18 protein-coding genes, 2 pseudogenes and 1 CRISPR repeat array are annotated in these 19,893 nt (G+C 65.8%); of the genes and pseudogenes, 10 read left to right on the plus strand and 10 right to left on the minus strand.

What is annotated here, in order from left to right:
- Positions 1 to 56 precede the first annotated feature (56 nt).
- Positions 57 to 1,646: a CRISPR direct-repeat array (repeat unit 37 nt; unit sequence GTGGCTCCGGCCCGCCAGGGCTGGAGAGGATCGCAAC).
- Positions 1,647 to 2,928: 1,282 nt separating this feature from the next.
- Together AB0I53_RS45355 and AB0I53_RS45360 are read left to right on the plus strand one after the other, a co-directional pair.
- Positions 2,929 to 3,249 carry a hypothetical protein gene (locus AB0I53_RS45355; protein ID WP_358616266.1) on the plus strand — a complete coding sequence of 107 codons (321 nt, stop codon included), beginning with the start codon at positions 2,929 to 2,931 and terminating at the stop codon, positions 3,247 to 3,249.
- 4 nt (positions 3,250 to 3,253) lie between these two features.
- The gene (locus AB0I53_RS45360; RefSeq protein WP_358616269.1) at positions 3,254 to 3,604 is read left to right on the plus strand and encodes a GNAT family N-acetyltransferase; all 351 of its coding nucleotides are present in this window, start codon (positions 3,254 to 3,256) and stop codon (positions 3,602 to 3,604) included.
- Between the two features lie 743 nt (positions 3,605 to 4,347).
- On the opposite strand, the gene AB0I53_RS45365 is transcribed toward AB0I53_RS45360, so the two are convergent.
- A complete protein-coding gene (locus AB0I53_RS45365; RefSeq protein WP_358616272.1) occupies positions 4,348 to 4,494 on the minus strand; it encodes a hypothetical protein in 147 nt (48 codons plus the stop codon).
- Between the two features lie 225 nt (positions 4,495 to 4,719).
- Positions 4,720 to 4,935, minus strand: a complete 216-nt coding sequence (locus AB0I53_RS45370) for a hypothetical protein (protein WP_358616274.1) — start codon at positions 4,933 to 4,935, stop codon at positions 4,720 to 4,722.
- Between the two features lie 189 nt (positions 4,936 to 5,124).
- Here AB0I53_RS45370 and AB0I53_RS45375 point away from each other — a divergent pair, with 189 nt between their 5' ends.
- The 3 genes and pseudogenes from AB0I53_RS45375 to AB0I53_RS45385 form a co-directional block, all read left to right on the plus strand.
- Positions 5,125 to 5,454 (plus strand): leucine zipper domain-containing protein, encoded by a 330-nt coding sequence (locus tag AB0I53_RS45375; protein WP_358616309.1) that lies wholly within the window; start codon positions 5,125 to 5,127, stop codon positions 5,452 to 5,454.
- Positions 5,439 to 6,926 carry an integrase core domain-containing protein gene (locus AB0I53_RS45380; protein ID WP_358616277.1) on the plus strand — a complete coding sequence of 496 codons (1,488 nt, stop codon included), beginning with the start codon at positions 5,439 to 5,441 and terminating at the stop codon, positions 6,924 to 6,926. The genes AB0I53_RS45375 and AB0I53_RS45380 overlap by 16 nt, the downstream gene beginning before the upstream one ends.
- 282 nt (positions 6,927 to 7,208) lie before the next feature.
- Positions 7,209 to 7,448 (plus strand): annotated as a pseudogene (locus tag AB0I53_RS45385) (helix-turn-helix domain-containing protein); the annotation flags it as partial.
- Positions 7,449 to 7,568: 120 nt separating this feature from the next.
- Here AB0I53_RS45385 and AB0I53_RS45390 read toward each other — a convergent pair.
- Together AB0I53_RS45390 and AB0I53_RS45395 are read right to left on the minus strand one after the other, a co-directional pair.
- On the minus strand, positions 7,569 to 8,333 hold the full coding sequence (locus tag AB0I53_RS45390) for a DUF2637 domain-containing protein (protein WP_358616280.1): 765 nt from the start codon (positions 8,331 to 8,333) through the stop codon (positions 7,569 to 7,571).
- Positions 8,330 to 8,689, minus strand: a complete 360-nt coding sequence (locus AB0I53_RS45395; RefSeq protein WP_358616282.1) for a hypothetical protein — start codon at positions 8,687 to 8,689, stop codon at positions 8,330 to 8,332. The genes AB0I53_RS45390 and AB0I53_RS45395 overlap by 4 nt, the downstream gene beginning before the upstream one ends.
- 726 nt (positions 8,690 to 9,415) lie before the next feature.
- Here AB0I53_RS45395 and AB0I53_RS45400 point away from each other — a divergent pair.
- Complete coding sequence (locus AB0I53_RS45400; RefSeq protein ID WP_358616285.1) at positions 9,416 to 9,979, plus strand: DUF1772 domain-containing protein; 564 nt, start codon at positions 9,416 to 9,418, stop codon at positions 9,977 to 9,979.
- Here the strand turns inward: AB0I53_RS45400 and AB0I53_RS45405 are convergent.
- The 6 genes from AB0I53_RS45405 to AB0I53_RS45430 form a co-directional block, all read right to left on the minus strand.
- On the minus strand, positions 9,976 to 10,659 hold the full coding sequence (locus AB0I53_RS45405) for a response regulator transcription factor (protein ID WP_358616312.1): 684 nt from the start codon (positions 10,657 to 10,659) through the stop codon (positions 9,976 to 9,978). The two genes, AB0I53_RS45400 and AB0I53_RS45405, sit on opposite strands and share 4 nt — an antisense overlap.
- A complete protein-coding gene (locus AB0I53_RS45410; protein WP_358616288.1) occupies positions 10,656 to 11,930 on the minus strand; it encodes a sensor histidine kinase in 1,275 nt (424 codons plus the stop codon). Before AB0I53_RS45410 ends, AB0I53_RS45405 begins: the two co-directional genes overlap by 4 nt.
- A gap of 176 nt (positions 11,931 to 12,106) precedes the next feature.
- Positions 12,107 to 12,655, minus strand: coding sequence for a hypothetical protein (locus tag AB0I53_RS45415; protein WP_358616290.1), 549 nt, complete (start codon positions 12,653 to 12,655; stop codon positions 12,107 to 12,109).
- Between the two features lie 167 nt (positions 12,656 to 12,822).
- Positions 12,823 to 13,071 carry a hypothetical protein gene (locus tag AB0I53_RS45420; protein ID WP_358616292.1) on the minus strand — a complete coding sequence of 83 codons (249 nt, stop codon included), beginning with the start codon at positions 13,069 to 13,071 and terminating at the stop codon, positions 12,823 to 12,825.
- A gap of 121 nt (positions 13,072 to 13,192) precedes the next feature.
- A complete protein-coding gene (locus AB0I53_RS45425) occupies positions 13,193 to 13,315 on the minus strand; it encodes a hypothetical protein (RefSeq protein ID WP_358616295.1) in 123 nt (40 codons plus the stop codon).
- A 102-nt stretch (positions 13,316 to 13,417) separates the two neighbouring features.
- Positions 13,418 to 14,386, minus strand: coding sequence for a hypothetical protein (locus AB0I53_RS45430; protein ID WP_358616297.1), 969 nt, complete (start codon positions 14,384 to 14,386; stop codon positions 13,418 to 13,420).
- A 708-nt stretch (positions 14,387 to 15,094) separates the two neighbouring features.
- On the opposite strand from AB0I53_RS45430, the gene AB0I53_RS45435 reads away from it, so the two are divergent.
- The 4 genes and pseudogenes from AB0I53_RS45435 to AB0I53_RS45450 form a co-directional block, all read left to right on the plus strand.
- On the plus strand, positions 15,095 to 16,828 hold the full coding sequence (locus AB0I53_RS45435) for a PQQ-binding-like beta-propeller repeat protein (protein ID WP_358616300.1): 1,734 nt from the start codon (positions 15,095 to 15,097) through the stop codon (positions 16,826 to 16,828).
- A 5-nt stretch (positions 16,829 to 16,833) separates the two neighbouring features.
- Entirely contained in the window at positions 16,834 to 17,127 is a 294-nt protein-coding gene (locus tag AB0I53_RS45440) for a hypothetical protein (protein ID WP_358616303.1), read from the plus strand.
- Positions 17,128 to 17,204: 77 nt separating this feature from the next.
- Entirely contained in the window at positions 17,205 to 18,056 is an 852-nt protein-coding gene (locus AB0I53_RS45445) for a methyltransferase domain-containing protein (protein ID WP_358616306.1), read from the plus strand.
- A 623-nt stretch (positions 18,057 to 18,679) separates the two neighbouring features.
- Positions 18,680 to 19,303 (plus strand): annotated as a pseudogene (locus tag AB0I53_RS45450) (FAD-dependent oxidoreductase); the annotation flags it as partial.
- Positions 19,304 to 19,893: the final 590 nt, after the last annotated feature.

Consider the following 19,893-nt stretch of genomic DNA (forward strand, 5'->3'; position numbering starts at 1 on the left):
GGCTGGAGAGGATCGCAACCACCTGGAACCGCGGTGAGTTCGTCGCGCGCCTGGCGGTGGCTCCGGCCCGCCAGGGCTGGAGAGGATCGCAACGACCTCGGGCTCGAACTCGATGGAGACGACGCCTTCGGTGGTGGCTCCGGCCCGCCAGGGCTGGAGAGGATCGCAACCACCTGGAACCGCGGTGAGTTCGTCGCGCGCCTGGCGGTGGCTCCGGCCCGCCAGGGCTGGAGAGGATCGCAACGACATCATCGACGGGAAAGGCGCGGGCGCGCTCGCAGGTGGCTCCGGCCCGCCAGGGCTGGAGAGGATCGCAACGACTACTGCGTGTCCGCCGGCTACTGCGACGGCAACCGTGGCTCCGGCCCGCCAGGGCTGGAGAGGATCGCAACGCCTGGAACACCAGCGGTGTGGCCACTGTGGACATCGCGTGGCTCCGGCCCGCCAGGGCTGGAGAGGATCGCAACACCACGATCGGCGAGTACACCAGCCACGTCTCGGGTTCGGTGGCTCCGGCCCGCCAGGGCTGGAGAGGATCGCAACTCCCGCCTGACGCTCAGTGCCGCCACTGACGCCGTGTGGCTCCGGCCCGCCAGGGCTGGAGAGGATCGCAACCCGACGGACGTCGCCGTGTCGATCACGGGGCCGATGTGGCTCCGGCCCGCCAGGGCTGGAGAGGATCGCAACCAGGGCTACGCGATCCACAACCAGGAAGACCTGGCCGGTGGCTCCGGCCCGCCAGGGCTGGAGAGGATCGCAACACCTGGGAATGGCAGACGCGTCAGCAGTACGAGGCCCGTGGCTCCGGCCCGCCAGGGCTGGAGAGGATCGCAACGGGCGTGGCGCTGCCGGTGGCCGACGGCACCGATGAGGTGGCTCCGGCCCGCCAGGGCTGGAGAGGATCGCAACCCCTTTGGTTCTGTCTTTCGACTTTCAGCGTTTCGCAAGTGGCTCCGGCCCTCCAGGGCTGGAGAGGATCGCAACACGGCCACCGCCCACACCCGCGCAGCCGACCCAGACGTGGCTCCGGCCCGCCAGGGCTGGAGAGGATCGCAACCGCAACGCCGAGCCCATGGTGCAGGTGGAGTTTCAGCAGTGGCTCCGGCCCGCCAGGGCTGGAGAGGATCGCAACCCGTCGATGATGTCGAAGGTGACGCGGGGGTCGCATCCGGTGGCTCCGGCCCGCCAGGGCTGGAGAGGATCGCAACCTCGGCCAGCATCGCGCCGATGCGGGCGTGCTCCAGTGGCTCCGGCCTGCCAGGGCTGGAGAGGATCGCAACCCTGCGGCAGCCGGGACCGCCGACCGCCGGGTGCGCGTGGCTCCGGCCCGCCAGGGCTGGAGAGGATCGCAACGACATCGACAAGACGCTGCTCAACGCGGGCCGGTTGGTGGCTCCGGCCCGCCAGGGCTGGAGAGGATCGCAACAAGCTCATGGGTGGCCTCATCAAGGGCGACTGGAGCGTGGCTCCGGCCCGCGAGGGCTGGAGAGGATCGCAACACGAACGACGTGAGCTCGACGGAGACGACGCGGCCGGGTGGCTCCGGCCCGCCAGGGCTGGAGAGGATCGCAACATCATCCTGCAATTCGCAGGCACCGATCCCGGCTTGGTGGCTCCGGCCCGCCGGGGCTGGAGAGGATCGCAACCCCGAGTCGTTGCGCAGCGCCGCCTGCTCGGCTGTCCGTCGGAGGGAGGCACGAGCAGCGCATCGCGGCAGACGGCGAGGATGACCTGCCGTTGCCTCCGACCATGTGGCAAATCCAGGCCGGGATTCACGCCATCAACCCATGCGGGGGAGAACAGTGCGGGCAACGGCGACAACTGCAGGCCAGGGCGGCAGCGGACGGCCGGGCTGCGGCAGGCACCACCACTGAGCTGTTGCCGCAACCGGCGGTATGACGAGTTCTCCCCTCGATGGAGGGGGTAGACAGCGCGGGCATTGTGCAGGTCTGAAGGGAGCGCGTTGGCGTAGTGCTGGCGTGGGGCAGTGATGAACGTCCACCACCCCGCTTCATCACGGCAGACCGGACCGGGCAGCAGTCTGATGGCAAGTTCCTGCGAAATCAGGTCGGCCAGATCCTCGTGGATCCGCAGAGCATCGATGACAATCTCCGGTCCGCACAGCCAGCCGTTGGCGGAGGGCGTCGAGACCTGCCGGCCAGTGCATCTGCTCGAGGAAGAAGGACAGCTCGGCAGCAAGCGCGTGCTGGCCGGAGCCGAGATGGTTGGGCACCGTCGGAGGAGTTGACATGTCGGTACTCCGTTCGCGTGCGTGGTGGGTGTGTGACGCCCGCCTGGATTGGTGTGGGCACGGCGGCCCGTCGACAGTCGGGAGACAACGGCAGACCACGGTGGTTCGGGATCGCTCGACTCGGCGGGGACTGGAACACGTAGACCGAACAGACTGCCGTCCGTTCCTCTATCCGTGAGAAGACCTTCGTTGGCAAATCGGCGACTGAAGCTTCCGGCCTCGGCAACCACATAGCAGTCGGGTACACACCCGATCGAACTCGTGCGCACGAGGTTCACGAAACACCAGAGCATTGTCAACGGGGATCCGTGCGGTGAGAGCCCGCTGAACCTGCGACGGGCAATCGTCGGAGCTCGCTGGCATGAGGATTTCGGCGCTGTACGCCACAATAAGAGGAGCCTCACGCGCTGGGCGTGAAGCTCCTCGTGAGCTCTCCGTGAACGGATAGAAGGTCCCGGAGGTCGCCGCCCTTGAAAGAGAGCTCGGTAGCAGTCTAGCTTGCCGAGAATGGTTTAGATTTCGGGGCGCATTTGCCTATTTGAAACTGCACAAAGGACAGTTGGGGCCTACGCATGACCCGGCTGCTCCGACCTTCGGGCGCAACGTCGCCGCGGCATTGCTGGTGATCATGGCCGGACACACGACATACTGAACACGTGTTCGAAGGTGTTCACCGGATGCTGGCTCGCCGCATCAGCCCGCCGCGGCCGGTCTGGATTGACTTGGACGCCTTGGTGTCGTACAAGCGGGGCCGCGGGCCGGGTGCAGACAAGGTGCCGATGGTCGTCCATGCCCACGGTGTCGAGCTCGACCGCTTGGTGGCGGGCATGCAGCTCGCGTGGCTGCGCTCCGATCGCGGGCAGTGGCTGGGCGTGGTCACCTTCTCCGTTCCGACCGCTGTCGGCGACCTGTCCGTTCAGCAGCTCGTCCCTTCGACCGCGTTTCGTCCGCGAAGGCCGGAGACGAAGCGCGGCGAGGTTGGTCCGGGCGCATCCTGAGCCCGTGGTCGAGCTGGTCACCATCCCTGCGGAGCTGCCTGCGGGCCTGGCTGTGGTCGAGATCCGCGAGCACGGCGTGGCCGTGGGCGACGCCGACTACCGCGTCTGCGAGGTCTGCCGCCTGGGTGTTGTTGAGCAAGTTCGGGTCGATCCTCCGTTTCGCCGGCGCGGGCTGGCGACGCAGGTGATCATAAAGTTGCTGGCCGACTGGCCAGGCTGCCGTTGGAGCACGTCACCGATCAACGCCCCAGGGGCGCTCTGCTTCTGGAAGTCGCTGGACTGGCCCGAACCCGAGACGCTCGGTTCGCCCGTCGAGTGCGCGCACATGCGACACGCCGACGAGCGGACGTCGTAGTGATCGGGTGATCTTGGGGTCGACGACCGACGAGTGCCAAACGTGCCTCACTCGACGACATGTCGCTGACCAGTGGAAACCCTGTCGTCCCTCCAGATAAATTTCGTTATCTGGAGGTCCGCTCCGGCCTTAGGCATACGAGCACTTTGGGGATCCTGTTGGTGTGCCTGACGAGTATCCGGGAGCTGTGAGGCACTGATCGCTCGAGACGATTTGGCTGCCGCCCGCGCCAGCCTCCGATGCATGATCCGCGCTGAGAACCAGCCTCGCTAGGCAACTACGTCGTCGACGGTGTCATCACCCGCATACGCGCCGCGGACCCCGTCGGCACCTGGCGCGAAGACGACCGCGGCTACGTCGATGCACCACTCGGCCCGCCCTTGACCGACCTGGAAATGGCCGAATGCTTCCCCACCCTGCAACTGCGCATCGGCGACCACCGGCTCCACGTCTGCGGCAAACTCCGCGAATACCTCCCGCTGTAGGAGCTGCAACTTTCTGGACGCCGCCTACGCGCGGAAGTTTGCTGGCCCAGCTCGAAGCCGGTCTGCGTGACGAGAGCACGACGCTGACCATGCTCTTGCAGAGGTGCTTGCTGTTGGGCGGGCATAGCGGTTCAGAACAGTTGAGGAAGTGGGCGCGTCAGTCAGCGCCCAATTCCCGCACAGGAGTCCGGCAGGGCTCGCCGGAGCTGGTGCGGATGGAGGCGTGCAAGCGGCCCCAGACGGCGCGCTCGGGGTAGTTCAGCCGATCAAGTCGGCCCAGGAGCGCTTGGCGAACGTGGTCTGGCTGCCGAAGGGGTCGACCCAGTCGTCGCCGTGCCGGACGGCGACCAGCCAGGCGCGGTCATTCTGGCGGTCGCGCATCCGGATCGATTCGAGGTGCTCCATGTTGGAAATCCACGAGTCACCGGAGTCCCGGATGTCAAAACGCAGCGCGAACCGGAGCTGGTCGCTCGCGGAACCGGTGTCAGACCTCGAAGCAGCGCTACGGAAATCGATCAACGAAGCACGAGCAGGACGTTGAACCACGGGCTTGGTCGATCTTGGCGGCCTTAGCGACGGGCATTTGGGTGGCCCTTCGTCGTTCGAAGGGCCACCCAAGCTGCAGGCCCCTCACTGGTCACTGGGCGTTGCTCCGAGGAGCTGGTGACGCTGCCGGACCTGGCGAGTGAGGACGCGGGCCCGATCTGAACCGACACCCAGTTGGCGCCGCAGCGTCTCAGCTGCTATCGGCCGCTTGTAGTTGACCCAATGTTCGGAATCCAGCTCGCATGCTCGCTCGAACAGCGGATCGTGACCAACGATGGCTTCCAGAGCTTCGGACGTCAAGGCGCTACGATCAGTGCTCTGACCAGCCATGTTGTTTTCTGGAATGCACCCCTGTCAATGTATGGGCTCAGGAGATCCTTGACCGATCGTTCTCGGGACACTCTTGACGTGCCGGCTTGATCATGATCTTGTTCGCTTCCGGTCGTATTCGCGGTTCGCGGGCAGGCGGTTGTGGATCAGCAGGCGTTGGTGGAGTACCGCTATCGGGCGGTGTGCGAGGTGTTGGGCGGTTCGCCGATCGGTGAGGTCGCCGCCCGATTCGGGACGTCGCGGCAGTCGCTTTATTCGTGGCGGCAACGGTTTCAGCAGGAGGGGATGCCGGGGCTGGCGGACCGGTCACGGCGCCCGCACACGAGTCCGAACCGTGTTGATCCGGATGTCGAGGCGCTGGTCTGTGAGTTGCGGCGGCAGCATCCGCGGTGGGTGCCCGGCGGATCAGCCATGAGTTCAGCCGACGGGGTGTCGATCGGCCGCCGTCGCGGGCGACGGTGCACCGGGTGTTGGTGCGCAACGGATTAATCGATGCCCAGGCCCAGCACCACAAGCGCAAGTACAAGCGCTGGCAGCGCCAGGAGCCGATGCGCCTGTGGCAGCTCGACATCGTCGGCGGCGTCCCACTGGCCGATGGTCGCCAGTGCAAGCTGGTCACCGGGATCGATGACCATTCCCGATTCGTGGTGATCGCGGCCGTGGTCGCGGTGCCGTCCGCACGGGCGGTGTGCGCGGCGTTCACCGCGGCGATGCGCCGCTACGGGGTGCCTTCGGAAGTGCTGACCGACAACGGGGCGCAGTTCACCGGCCGACACAACAGGCCACAGCCGGTCGAGGTGCTCTTCGAGCGGCTCTGTCGCGAGAACGGGATCACCCAGCGGCTGACCAAGCCGCGGTCACCGACGACGACCGGGAAGATCGAACGGTTCCACAAGACGCTGCGGGAGGAGTTCCTCAACCACGTCGCCCCCTTTGAATCCCAGGCCGCCGCACAGGAAGCGATCGACGCCTGGATCGAGAGCTACAACCAGCAGCGGCCCCACCAGGCACTGGACATGGCCACTCCAGCCAGCCTGTTCCGACCCAACGGGCCCACCCAGCTCGACGTCCCAAAGTCCACATCGGACGAAACCGTGTCCACACTCGCCATCGATGTGATCGAGGCACCCGCAGCGGCCGCCACCGACGGCACGGGCGTGGAGTTCGAGACCCGCGTGCCCCCCAGCGGCGAACTGTCCGTCCGATCCGGTCGTCAGACCATCTCGCTGCACCAAGCCATGGCCGGACGGACCGTGACCATCTGGGCCGACCAGCGCAGCATCCACGTCGTGGCCAACGGGCACGTCGTGCGCACGGTTTCCTCCCGGCTCCGACCCGACGATCTGCGCCACCTGGCGATGCGAGGCGCCCGCCCAGCAGGCCCGCAGCCCGCCCAGCCCGCGCTCCGCCGGCTCAACGGCACCCCGGTCCTCCCCGAGGGCGGAGCCGTCGAGATCGACCGCACCGTGACCCGGCACGGCGCCGTGTCCATCGCCGGAACCACGCACCTGATCGGGTTCGCCCACGCGGGCCGCAAGGTCACGCTGCGGTTGGACGGACACCTCATGCACGCCATCCTCGACAACGCCCTCATCGGCAGCTGGCCCTGCCCCATCAGCACCGACCGGCTCACCCGACTCCACCGCGCCCGCACCCCGTCCACACCACTGCCGCCACCACCGCTACCCGCGGGATCACTGCGCGCCCAACGCAAAGTCCATGCCAGCGGCAGGATCATGGTCGCCGGCCAACGCATCAAACTCGGCCCACGCCACCGCGGCAAGCTCGTCACCGTCGTCATCGAGGACACCCACCTCCGAATCCTGCACGGCGAAGAAGAGATCGCCGTCCGCCCCCGCCGCGACCTCACCCCGATCACCCGTCTCCACGTCACCGGAGCCGGAGTCACACCAAGATCCGGTCAAGCATCTCCCGACGACAAACGGACAAGCACGTCCTGAGACCACACATCGACAACCCCGTTGGCGCGGCCTCATCCGCTAGGGCGTCAGCTGTCGGTGAGTGCTCTCCAGGTGGTTCGGTTGGAAGTCTGCTCGTCGGCGCCCGGTCTCCAGAGCGCTTTTCAACGGAGGCCGCAGTTTCAGCTCGATGTCGCTTTAGCGCTTGGTTCAGCAGTTCGACCGACAGCAACAACGCCAACGGAGGACATGCGTGTCGGTTCCGCTTGAATACTGACCGTCTGGTTCCGGGCGAATTCTGACCCCCTCGGTGATCGTGAGGGAGTGATCAGCGTGGAGGACTGGGCGGAGATCCGCCGGCTGCACCGGGCTGAGGGGATGTCGATCAAGGCGATCACCCGCAGGCTCGGGATCTCGAGGAACACTGTGCGCAAGGCGCTGGCCTCGCATGAGGCGCCTCGGTATGTGCGGGCGGGTAAGGGGTCGATCGTGGATGCGGTCGAGCCGCGGATCCGGGCGCTTTTGGCGGAGTTCCCGGAGATGCCGACCAGTGTGATGGGAGAAGCTGGTGCTCGAAGAACAACGTGAGGAAGCCGTAGTTGGTGCCTCTTCGGCAGAGATCGTCTGCGGAGGATGGAATGTGGTGGGCTGCCTGAGGTGCGGCAGCCCACCGCGGCCCGGCTCTCACTGTGCTGGCTCTGACAACACCGCCCCGGGTTGGCGACGTTGCCGGACGTGGCGGGTCAAGGCGCGGGCGCGGCGCGAACCGATGCCAAGGCGTCGGCGGAGCGTGTCGGCCGAGATCGGACGTTGGTACGAGTTCCAATGCTCGGCGTCGAGCTGACATGCCTGCTCGACCAACGGATCGTCGTCATTGCCATGCGATGTCTCCGGGGCTGCGTCCTCGCCGCAAGTGTGCTGACCAGGCATCTTGTTGACGGCCGTGCGCGGCGCTGGCACATCGTCCGGATCTGCCGGCATTGCAGCTCTTGATCCGGTCTCTCCAGCCTCGGCGCTGGTCGCGTTAGCAGTCTGGACCCGATGCCGCTTCAACGCCTGGTTCAACAGTTCGACCGACAGCAGCAACGCCAGCGGCGGGCAGGCCGCCACCGCGATCGCGAAGGCACTCAGCTCAGGAGCGGAGGCCACGTTCGCGCACAGTGACAGTCCAATTCCGAGGGTGAACGACAGCCACGCTTTCCACTGTCCGCCGTCGCGTCGGCTGTGGTCGTACTTCCATAGCTCGACCGTGGCCATTGTCAGCAACCCATCCACGATCAACGGCCAGATCGTCGCGGTGGCCGCGTCCGCGCCGAACCGCAGAGCGAACTCCCGGCCATGCCGGTACGAAACGAAGGCCGCGCCCACGGCCACCAATAGCGTGCAGATGAGTTGAACCCACAGCGAGCGCTCAGGGCGCGGCGTTTGGGTAGCCGACCGCAACGTCATTTCCGGCCACCCCCGCGCCCCTGGTGTCGCGCGATGTCTGCGAACGTCGGCCAGCTGACCTGTCTCGAAGGCTCCGGTCCGGTCGGCAGGCCGAAGCGGCTGTCGTCGCAAGCCGGGTAGTCGAAGGCTTCGATCGACATCCCGCCAATGGGCCGGCGGAAAAGGAGAGACAGACGGTTGCTGTCGCTGGTGCTGGGCCTCAGGGCGATTGCTGGCTTATCGAGCGAGTCCGCCCACCTCAGCAGGCCGAGCTCCCGCCGTGGAATGCGGGACAGTTGCAGGCGCGCGTGCTGTAGGTGCAGGTCAATGGTCAGGGCCATCGAAGGAGCGGGAATCACGCGTTGCATCTGGCTCATCGGGCCCGCGCCCGCCTTGCCCTGCGTTCCATCGCCAGCTGCACTTCGACCTGGATCTTCAGGTCAGGCGGACTGGGATTTGGTGTGATTGCTGCGAGTGCCCCCGGTGCGACTCGAACGCACACTGGACGAATGTTGAGCTTTGCTGCGGGGGAGCGTGCTGGGCCGTGTCTGACCAGGGCGTTCTCTTCGCCAGCGTTGGGTTCGCGATGGTTGACTCGCAGGGGCTTGCGTTCATAAAGGATGGGTTTCGCATGGGCCCGACGTGGGTTGGGAGCCGCTGCGGGTGGCTGCCAATGTCGAGGCGAGGCAGCTCAGCGAGACCGCAGCCGCGGCTTTCCATGAAGCCACTCAGTGACCCGCCCAGCCGATCAGGGCAGCGCGTCCCTCTCTGTCAACCTCAGGCAGCAGACCAGGTATGGAACAACCAGCTCGTTTCGGAATGATCGGTGTGTCTGACGCCGGCTGTGATCGAGTCTTGGCGCGAGGTGGTGCCGGTGGACTACCGCGGATGCGGTAGTCCGGACGCCGCGCGAGGCGGATGGCGGTGGCCTGTGCCGTGCTTAACGTCTTCTCCATGAGAGTTGATCGCAGGTGGTGCGAACGATCCGCGTGCGGCTCCGGAGGACCTCGCGGCCGTAGCTTCGGCGCTGGGTGTCCGGGCCGTGCACGGCCTCGGCGGATCGGGGCGCTGGGCTTACAACCAGGGTGTGCGGGAGTAGTGCGATGAATCGTGACAGGGTTGGGCCGTGGCGGAATTCGGTCGTCTGGCTGCTTCCGCTGGCGATCTTCGTCGGCATCCAGTTCGGCGCCGGGCTTTACGAGAAGCTCGTCGTCGTTCCGCAGTGGTCGTCACTGCCGGGCGACCAGGTGGTCGCCGCGATCGAGAACAGCGGAATGAAGGCGGCGGGTCGGGTCTTCTGGCCGTTCGTCTCACCGATGGTCGGGGTGCTCGCGATCGCCAACCTGGTGGCGGCGTGGCGGTCGGCGAACGCGAACCGATCGTGGTGGCTGGCCGGGTCGGCGTTCATGATCGGGTATGCGGTTTTCAGCTACAGCTTCTTCGTGCCGCAGATGCTCATGCTGCAGGCCAGTGGCGCCTCCTGGTCGGCGACGGAAATCGAATCGCTCGTCAGCTGGTGGACCGGGCTGAACTACCTGCGCATGGCGATCGGCGCGGTGGGATGGTTGTGCGTCCTCCGCGCACTGTCGATGTCCGGAACGGCAAAACCGCCTGTTCGGACTGCGGACGCACCCACGTCATCGGCGAATACGCCGGCCGGCCTTTAGTTGGTCTGCGGGCCGGGATCCCCGGCCCGCACGAGGCCGGTCTCGTAGGCGAGGACGACGAGCTGCGCACGATCACGTGCGTCCAGCTTCGTCATGGACCTGTTGACGTGGGTCTTCACCGTGGCAGGGCTGAGGAAGAGCAGTTTGGCGATCTCGGCATTCGACAGACCACGGCCGACCAGCACCAGCACCTCCCGCTCCCGCTCGGTGAGGACCCGCAATGGCTGATCGTCGCCGTGGTGAGGAGGGTTGGCCACGAACTCCTGGATCAGCGAACGGGTGGCGTTCGGGCTCAACAACGATTGCCCCTCGGCCACCGTGCGCACGGCGTCGCGCAAGGCCTCCGGCCGGATGTCCTTGGTGACAAAGCCGCTGGCGCCCGCCCGGATGGCCCCGAAGACGTATTCGTCGGCCTCGTAGGTCGTCAGCACCAACACGCGAACGTCCGCGTTGATGTCCGGGTCGGCGACGATGCGCTCGGTTGCGGCCAGACCGTCGAGCACCGGCATCCTGATGTCCATCAGCACCACATCGGGCTGGTGCTCTTTGACCGAGGAAACCGCCAGCGCCCCGTTTTCGGCCTCGGCGACCACGATGATGTCTCCGTCCCGCTCGCACAAGGCACGCAGGCCTGTCCGCACCAATGCCTGGTCGTCAACGAGCACCACCGTGATGGTTATGACGCACCTCCTGCCGGAAGGCGGGCCCGCACCTGCCAGCCCGGCATACCGTCGTCGGCCCTTCCGCACTCCAACGTTCCGCCCAGTGCGCTCGTTCGTTCGGTCATCCCGCGCAGTCCGGAGCCCGGCGATCGGTTGGGTCGGCTCGCCCGCTGGCCGTTGTCGCGGACGGTGACCACAACCTCCTCGGAGCCGCAGTCGACGGTGACCGCCAGCGCACTGCCCCCGGAGTGGCGGAGCGCGTTGGTCACTGATTCCTGGACTAGACGATAGACGGTGAGCGCTACCGAGGGCCTCAACATCGCGGTTTCCCCACGTACCTCGAGCGTCGCCGGCATCCCGGCGATCCGTGCGGTATCGACCAGCTCCGGCAGTTGCTCCAGGTTCGGCGCCGGGCGGGTGCTGCCTTCCGATTGGGGCCGTGAGCGCAGAACTGCGATCGTGCTGCGGAGGTCGGCCATGGCGTCCTCACCGGCCGCACGCACCCGGTCCACGGCTTCCCTCGCGCGGCCCGGCTCGTCGGCAAGGCAGTCTGCGGCCACGTTCGCCTGGATGCCGACCACGGTCATGGTGTGGGCCAGCACGTCGTGCAGGTCCCGCGCGATGTGAAGCCGTTCGTCGGCCATGCGCCGGTCGTGTTCCTGCTCGGCGATCCGAAGCCGCAGTCCGGCGTCCGCGCGGATTGCCCGCCTGCTGTGCAGCGTCTCGCCGAGCAACACGAGCACCGACAGCAGCGTGACATCGAAGAGAGTGTCGATCGCAACCCGCGTGAACGGTTCGGCTTCCGCACCCAGCAGCCGAAACGACAGGCCGGAAACCCCGATCAGGCCGATAACCGACACACCCCAGGCGAAGCGTCCTGCCAGCGCCACGACGAAAAGTTCGTAGCCGAGCGCCAGCGCTGGGGAGAAGGCGGGAACGCCGATTGCAAGCACGATGAAGAAGGACGCGCATGCCCCGACCAGTGCCGTTCTCGGCCACCGGCGTGCGGCCGCCACCCACGCGCCGATCACGATCACGCCGACCACGACCACGGTATCGACCGGTCGGGCAGGCAAATCGGTCGAGATTGCCGCCGCGACGAGCATGATCGCGGTCAGCGCGGCGGCCGCGGCCAGATCCGCTGCAACACCGATTGATCGAGGAATCGCCACCCCGCCAGCGTAGAGGCACGGTGGCACGTCACCGAGCCATGGCCGGCGTGCTGCCGGTAGAAGCAGACGACGCGGGACTGCTGGTTCGCTCGTGTTCTTGTCGATGTGACCATTCAACGAAATGCAGCATGAACCGTCTTCTCCGCCCACAGCCCGGACGCGTGGGGCCACACGGCAACTCATCCGTCTTTTTCATTGCCCCTGAACAGCATTCCCGGGGAGGCGACATGGACTTCGTGACCGCGCGAGTCCCCTTGTGGGAAGGGATGGTGTCCGGCGGAATCAGGAGCTTGCTATTGCCATCGGATTGGGTTGTTTCCGTAGTGCTGCGCGGGCTGTGGTTCACCGATGTCGAACTGCACGCCGCTGTACGTCGCCGTGACCGTCGCGGTCGGGCTGACCATGATCATCCTGCAGATCTCGTACTCGGCGCCCCGAACCGCGAATCCCGTGGCTCGTCCGGGTATGCACTTGCCTTCGACGACGCCGGAGTAGTGCGCGGTTTCGGAGTTGTCCGACGGCTGCACGCCCAGGAAGGTCTCGGCGTCCATGTCCTCGAATGCGGCATCGCTTTCATTGCTGATCACGGCGTGCAGGTAGTACGGCACTCGGCCCGTCCGGCTCTCGGCACCCGGATCCGGTCCGAGGTCAGCACGGTCACCGCGGACGATGGAGGTGACGGTGATGCCGATCGTGCCGTGCTGGTCTTCGTTGGTGTAGTCGACGAGTGCTTTCGTGCCGATGGGAAGTACGGTTCCGGGTGGAGCCGGGCGCCCCGGCGTGTTGTCCTGTTCGGGCGAGCACGCCACCAGCATGCACGCGCCCAGCGCAAGAACCGACAATCGTCGCAAGCTGTTCAAAGGCATCATTCCCTGTTCGTGGACAGCGGTCCCGGAACCTGCTCAGGTGGGACTCGCGGCCCGTGACCGGTCACGATCGCCCGCGAGCGGGCGGTCTCGTTCCTGACATCATCATGGTTTCGGGAGCCCCTTCCGGGGCGGTGCAAGCCTCAGCAGGAACTGGAACTGTCACTGCTGGACGAACTGCTGCCGCCGCTATCGCCGCAGCTGAATCCGCCGAAGTCGGAGCCGCTGCCTGTATCGCCGTAGCTCGTCGAGCCGCTGCCGATGTCGCTGCCGAACGTCGAGGAATGCCCGGAGCGCCGGGTCTTTCTTCTACGCGCCTGCACGATGTTGGAGATCAGGATGAGCACAAAGCAGGCCATCCAGAACGTCTGAAACGCACTCTGATCAAACACTGGTCTTGCCCTCCTAGGCCGTCTATCCGCAGTCGCTGGTTGGACGTGGAGAATCCGCAAATCGTTCCCGGTCACGCCAAGGAGTGCGCTGTTCGACATCGCAGTGGCAAGAACCTGCCTCTCACTGGGCAAGGTCCTGATCGAGTTCGACGAGGATCTTGTGCAGTTCGTGTCCGTCGGCGACGACGGTGTCCAGGACGGTAGCTCCGCATTGGTGTCCAATATGGAGGCTGCTTTGTCCCACTGCGGGCTCGTTCCTGGCTGGTGCGGGTGGACCTCGCGAAGCTGACCGGGGCAGGTTGAGGTGGTGTCATCGATCAAAGCGCGCACACGGTCTTGCCGGGCGTCAGGTGGGTGGCAGCTTGGCCTTCACCTGCTGCGCGAAGCCGACCGCGCTCGCACAGGGGTCGATCTGGGTCGGGTTGTGGTTGGTCGCGACCACCACGACCTTCTCGGTCGCGAACTTGCTTTCGTCCGGCGGCTGCCGGTGTTCCCACTCGATCTGGCAGGAGGCATCCGGGGAATCCGGGATGACCGACGCGGGCTTCCCACCGATGTCGACGGGCAGCCCGCTGGGGTCCTTGGACCCGTCGTCGAACGACACGTCCACCCGGACACCGCTGGGCAGTTCCCAGCCGCACCCGTAAATTCCTCGCGGCTCGGGCTTCGCGGTAACGCCCACCTGCGGATCTTGGCCTGCGAGCGGATCGAGCAGGACGCACGGATCGATCCCGGTCAGCTCGTCCGGCGACCGAGCCGCGATCGGTGGGTCCGCCCGCAGTTGCTCCACCACCTCGGTCGTGATCTGCACCGCCGGTGAGCAAGTCTCGGGGCGCTCTTGGCTTTCGACCCTCACCCGCACCGTCCGTGGCGTGTCCTCTGCCCCGCCGCCCTGATAAACGACGTGAGCGTCGCATCCGTCCGAGTCGCTCCAAATCAATGCGGGCAGACCGCTGATACGATTCTCGGCTTCCAGGTACGCGGGATAGTCCATGGCCACCGCGACGTGCAACAGCTCACCGCCGTGGTCTGTCATGAGAATCGAGCACGACCCGAGGTCGCCCCCGAACTCCTCGGTGATGGGGACGCCGTACCTCAAGAGGTTGGTGCCATGCAGCAGCGGGCATGGGTCCACTGTGCGCAACTTGGCCGCAGTGAAACCGCCGAAGAACTCGTCGCCCTCCAAGTCGTACTTCGCCACCGGCACAGTCCTGCGCGGCGAGTGTGACTTTTCCATCCCGGTCGAACAGCTGGTGACCAACAGGACGGCGAGCACAGTGACGATCAAACGCTTGAGCGGGTACACGATGATCACGCTATCCCAGCGAAAACCCGGTGTGGGCCGAAACCTCGGATCGGCGAAACAGCCGCTTGCACGAGCAGACAAGATCCGAGCGTTCACAGTCACCGGGACGCTTGCCGCCGCACATACCGCACAGCGATTCAATAGCGATCAATGTCTGCACCGCGGCGGTGGCACTGCGGTATCCGCCCGGCTAGAGCATGGCCTGGACTGCGTCGATCGGGAACTCAGCCCAGGGGCGCGATCCGGGCGAGGTGCCCGTCAATGCGGGCGAGCCCGGCGGGGACCGCTTTGCCCCACCGTTGAGCGTGGTCCTGGCTTGGATTTTCATTTGAGATTAGTGGTCGAATCGGTCACGTCGGTTGTGTCGGCCGTCGATGAAACCGAGCACCCGCGAATGTCGGGGCGACGGCATGTCCACAAGGGAATCTTTGTGAGCTAGATCGTCGGTCTCGTCGATTCTGCCAGCGGCACAGCCGTCAGCTGTGCGGCCGAGTGCGAAGCAGTTGTGGCACATCGGGAGCAGCAGCGACCGCGCGGGCGTGCGGCTCCGTTGGCTTCACGACGATGCCCGTGCGGTTGGGTGGAACCAGAGTGTGGTGTTCCTACGTCAGAACCGGCGATGAATCCGGCCAATGCGGGAGCTTGTTCGTGACGGATACGGCCAAACCAACGACAAGGGCCTGCGAGTCCTCGGCTCGACGTACTTCTGGGAGCCGGGTGCGAGGATGGCTGGCGCTGGTTGGTGTGGGGCTGCTGATCGGCGCGGCTGGGCTCATGCTGTTCGCGTGGCTGAGTGGCGATCCGGGCGGGCGTCTGCGCACCACCGATTTCGGCCGTTCGGCCGATCTCGCTGCTCCGTCTACGGCGCTGCTGGCAGGGTGGGTGCTGGTGCCGCTGCTGGCGGTGCTGGTGGCTGTCGCAATGTGGCGGTGGTCGCGCCTTCTTGCCGTCACCGCTGTTGGAGGCGTGGTCTGTGTTGCTGTCGTGCTGGTGCTGCTTCTGGTCTCCGGTCATCCCGGGCCTGGTTATGCGCCGGGCAATCAGGTCGCGCTGGCGCTTCCTGCCTTGATCGGTGCGGGCGTGGGTACCGTGCTGGTGGGGATCGGCGCCTACGGCGCTCGGCCGCGCCCGGTGTCCGTCATGACTTTGCCGGTCGCCGGGCTCGTGGTTGTGATCGCCGCCGGTGTGCTGGTGGATGTTCGCATCGGGGACTCCCGGCATGTTGACGCGACCACCGCTGCACCTACTGCGCCCGCCGCCCTGCCGACATCCCACCTGCGACCCGCATGGCAACGAACATTTCCAGGCGAGGAGGCGTACGAGATTCGTGCTGCCGGAGCCGGTGTCGTCGTCTGGCTTTCTTCCGGAATCGTCGCGCTGGACGGCACAACCGGCGGCGAACGCTGGCATTACCGACGCGATGACATCGAATCCGTCACCGGTGTGCACGTTTTCGATTCCGGCCGAACGGTGGTACTCGGCTTCACGACGTACACCGGCGTGGTGGACGACGAGCCCTACGATCAACCCGCGCACCACCATTCTCTCGTGGCCTTTGACGCCTTCACCGGCGAACAGCTCTGGCAATCCACTGACCCCGTAAACGGCATGGAAAACCGCATCACGACGACCGAGACCGCACAGGCTCTCATCGTCGCCCGTGTGAACAATTATGAGCCAACCAGTGTCGAGGCCCGTGATCCGCGCACGAACGCGCTGCTGTGGCAGCGACCGATCACTGCCAGTTCGTGCGAGAGCGGTGAGTACCCGGTGACGACCTCCGATGTGGTCGTGATGCGTTGCGACGCCGTCGCGGTCAAGGACTGGGCAGGCTCCAGCCAATCGGCGCCGACACCGCCGGGCGTCACCGTCGCGGTCGATGCCCGGGACGGCCGGGAATTATGGCGGCTGACAGCTCCCGGCGACAAGGTGCTCACAGGAACGGAAAACGGGTTCATCGGGGTCCAAACCCCGCAGGGCGAGCTGCGTGCGCTCAACGCGCGGACCGGGATCGAGATCAGCGGCCCACCCCGCTTGGGAGCTGGCTACTCGGATCCGCACAGCTCAGACGTGCTCGTCGGCGACCAAGGAGCAGACCAGAAAACTCTGAACCGGTTGGAATCGCAAGGGCCGTGGCATCTCGTTGATGTCAACGGCTCCGTGCGCTGGACGAACGAAACCCTTGAGTTGGCAGAGACTGGTGGCTTGCCCTTCGCCTTCCTTCCGGACGCAATCGCCGCGATCGCGGCAGACGGCGGCGTCCGCGGCGACGGCGACCTCCTGCTGCTCGACCGCGCCACCGGCACCGCTCTGCTCACCCCTGAACTCGACGACTGGAACCGCTCACATTGGCGGCCGTGGCAACTCGCCCCGGTGGCGGCACCAGGCAGCCTTGTCGCCGCACAATTCGCCGACGGGTTCGACAGCACCACCATCACCGGCTTCCGCTGATGATCATGACCACGACGAAGCACCTGCGGCAGTGGTCGGCTTCGCCTGTCATCGCCGGCGGGGAAAGGGGAACTGGCATGGATGTCATCACGATCATCTTCGGTGTGTTCTTCGTGCCTCCCGCGGCGTTTGCGGCATTGAGTCCGTTCTCGTGGTGGCAGTGGAGGACCCGCGACGCGGATGTCGACTGGCCCAGTGACGGAGAGCTCAGGCGGATCCGTATCGGGGGTGTGCTCGGATTGCTGATGTACGCCGGGATCTGCGTCCTCGAATTGCGTGGATATGAATGGGCCTTTTGAGGCTGGCAGCAACATCATCGACACGATCGCAACTGCGGCCAGGTGAACTAGGCCGCCGATACTCGAGGAGAGAGACCGTGACCGACACTCCGACCGTCGACTCGTCCAACACCGATCAGTTCCGCTCCTGGGACGGCGGCAGTGGAGCATTCTGGACCGAGCGTGCCCAACGCTTCGACCAGGGCATTGCCGGCTACCACGGTGAGCTGTTGAATGCAGCCGACATCCAGCAGGATTCGCTGGTACTGGACATCGGATGCGGCAGTGGCCAGGTCACTCGCGACGCGGCCCGCATCGCCCACGAGGGTTCGGCGCTGGGTGTCGACTTGTCGTCAACGCTGCTGGACCTCGCACGCACACTGGCCGCGAAGGACCAGCTGAACAATGCGACGTTCGTCCAAGCAGATGCGCAAGTCCACGACTTCGGTGAGTCGCGCTTCGACATCGCCGTCAGCCGGCACGGCACGATGTTCTTCGGCGATCGTCAGGCGGCGTTCGCCAACATCGCGCGCGCCATCCGGCCAGGCGGCCGATTCGTGCAGCTGACTTGGCAAGCGCTCGACCGCAACGAGGGCATCAGCACGTTCCGCACCATCGCGTCCGGCGGTCGTGAACTGCCACCGCCACCACCCGAGGCTCCAACGCCATTCTCGCTGAGCGACCCTGACCGAGTGCGTCAGCTGCTGCGCGGAGCAGGCTTCGTCGACATCGAGATGACAGGCCTGACCATCCCCATGTACTACGGCCGTGACGTCGATGACGCATTCGACTTCATCGCCAACCACTTTGCCTCGGCCTTTGGGCAACTCGACGACGAATCCCGCGCCCGCGCCCTCGACACCCTCAGGGGCAACATCGCCGACCACCTCACCGACCGAGGCGTGCTGTACGGCGCAGCACACTGGCTTGTCCAAGCCCGGCGCACCTGAACGAATGCACGAGCGGCTGACTATCCACCGGCGGCTGTGCCGGTCACAGGCTTCGTCCACGCCACGCCATCTACAGAGATGAGCTATAGAGCCTGTTTCCAGGCTCGTCCTGCGTGGCGGTGTGGGTGGCGGCCCCCCTGCGGGAGTTGCTGCGGTCTTCTCGCTGTGGGATCCCCGACATCATGAATGACCAATTCACCACGTCGGGGCTGTCCTCGCGAGAAGACCTCTGAGAACCCGCGGCGGTGCCGGTTGCGTGGGGTGGGTTAAGCGGCTGCGCCGCTTCAAAGACAAAACGCCCGCGTTACCACATCCGCACGTCACCACATCCAAAACAGCCTCTATAGCTTTACACCTTTTCATATTGACGAGGTACTGCAGGAGCTCGTCGGGGGCGTTGAGAATCCCCTCCATGGATGCAGACGTGATCCTGGTGGGGCTCGGCAGCGTGGGAGCGATGGCCGCGTGGCGGCTCGCGGAGGTCCACGGTGCGCAGGTCGTCGGCGTGGAACAGCACGCGCTGGGGCATGACGCCGGGGCTACGCGGGCGAGTCGCGGTTGTTCCGTGCCGGGTACCACGAGAACCCCGAGTACGTCCCGATGCTGCTTGAGCCCGCGAGCTCTGGCAGGAGCTGGAGCGGGACGGGCAGCGGACCCTGTTTCACGCGTCGGGAGTGCTGTCGATCGGCGCTGCGACCATTGCGCCGACGCGCAACGTGCTGGCTTCGGTGCAGCAGCACGGGATTCCGCACGTGGTGCTCGATTCGGCGGAGTTGAAGAGCCGGTTTCCCCAGCACGGGTCGATCACCGATGAGATCGGCGTCCTCGACCGGCTCGGTGGTGTGCTGCGGTCCGAGTCCGCGGTGCAGGAGGCGCTGCGCCGGGCGCGGCGGGCGGGGGCGGAGCTGATCGACAACGCCCCCGTCACCGGGATAGCTTGGGGGGTATGGGGGCTTCGTTCTGGAGTGTGGCGGCGTAGGTCGCGATGTCTTGGGTCCAGATTGCTTCGAGGCCGTCGAAGGCGGCTTGGAAGGCTTCTCGGCCTTGGAGGCGAATACCTCAATGCGCTTCTCGTGACCAAGGGCGTCTATGGATGGCAGTACCTGTTCGCCGATGTGGACGCTCCGGACATCGACTTCCAGTTCGGCATGGACGGCATGCGAGACGTCCTGAGGATTTTCCCCGAGATCTTCCCCGACCACGATTACGAGCCCTTCCACGCTCGCCTGGAAGAACGACTTCGCTAGTCGCTTCACGGGCACGTGTCGAGCCGAGGCGCCGAAAGATCGGCCCCGGCTCGGCACAGCGATGAGTGTCGAGCGTGCTCGGATGGTCACCGTTGGCGATCGGGTTATCGGGGTTTGACCAGCTGTCGGAGGTGTCTTCGAGGGGCTGTGATGAATGAACGTTCCTGGGAGCGCGGGTGCGCTGAGTGGGCTAGTCGCGACGGATTTGTTGCTGGTGAACTTGTTCCTTTCGCCGGGAGGCCGACGGAGCGAGCCGCTACCGAGCGAACACCCGTGTGCTGCAGGAAGAACTTCGCGAGGGCGACTTGTAGCTCCGTTGACGGCCTGGTCTGCTCCTCTGTCCGCAGCGCGGGTAGGGGAGCGTAAATGGCCTTCAGGCCCGGATGCATTCGTGATCTATGTGTCGGGGCAGTGCTGGTCGACCGGAAAAGTTCGGCTCTTCGTACTGATGTGTGGGTGGTAGTTGGCCCGCGAGAAGGGGCACGTCGTTGCTGCGTCTAGGTTTCTGAGCTGTCGAGGAACAGAAACCACATAGACGGAGAACGACGTGCCCTCTGCCAGGGTATGGGGTCGGCTGCTGGGTGTGCACA

The sequence above is a fragment of the Saccharopolyspora sp. NPDC050389 genome (assembly GCF_040655595.1).
In the GTDB taxonomy this organism is placed as follows: domain Bacteria; phylum Actinomycetota; class Actinomycetes; order Mycobacteriales; family Pseudonocardiaceae; genus Saccharopolyspora.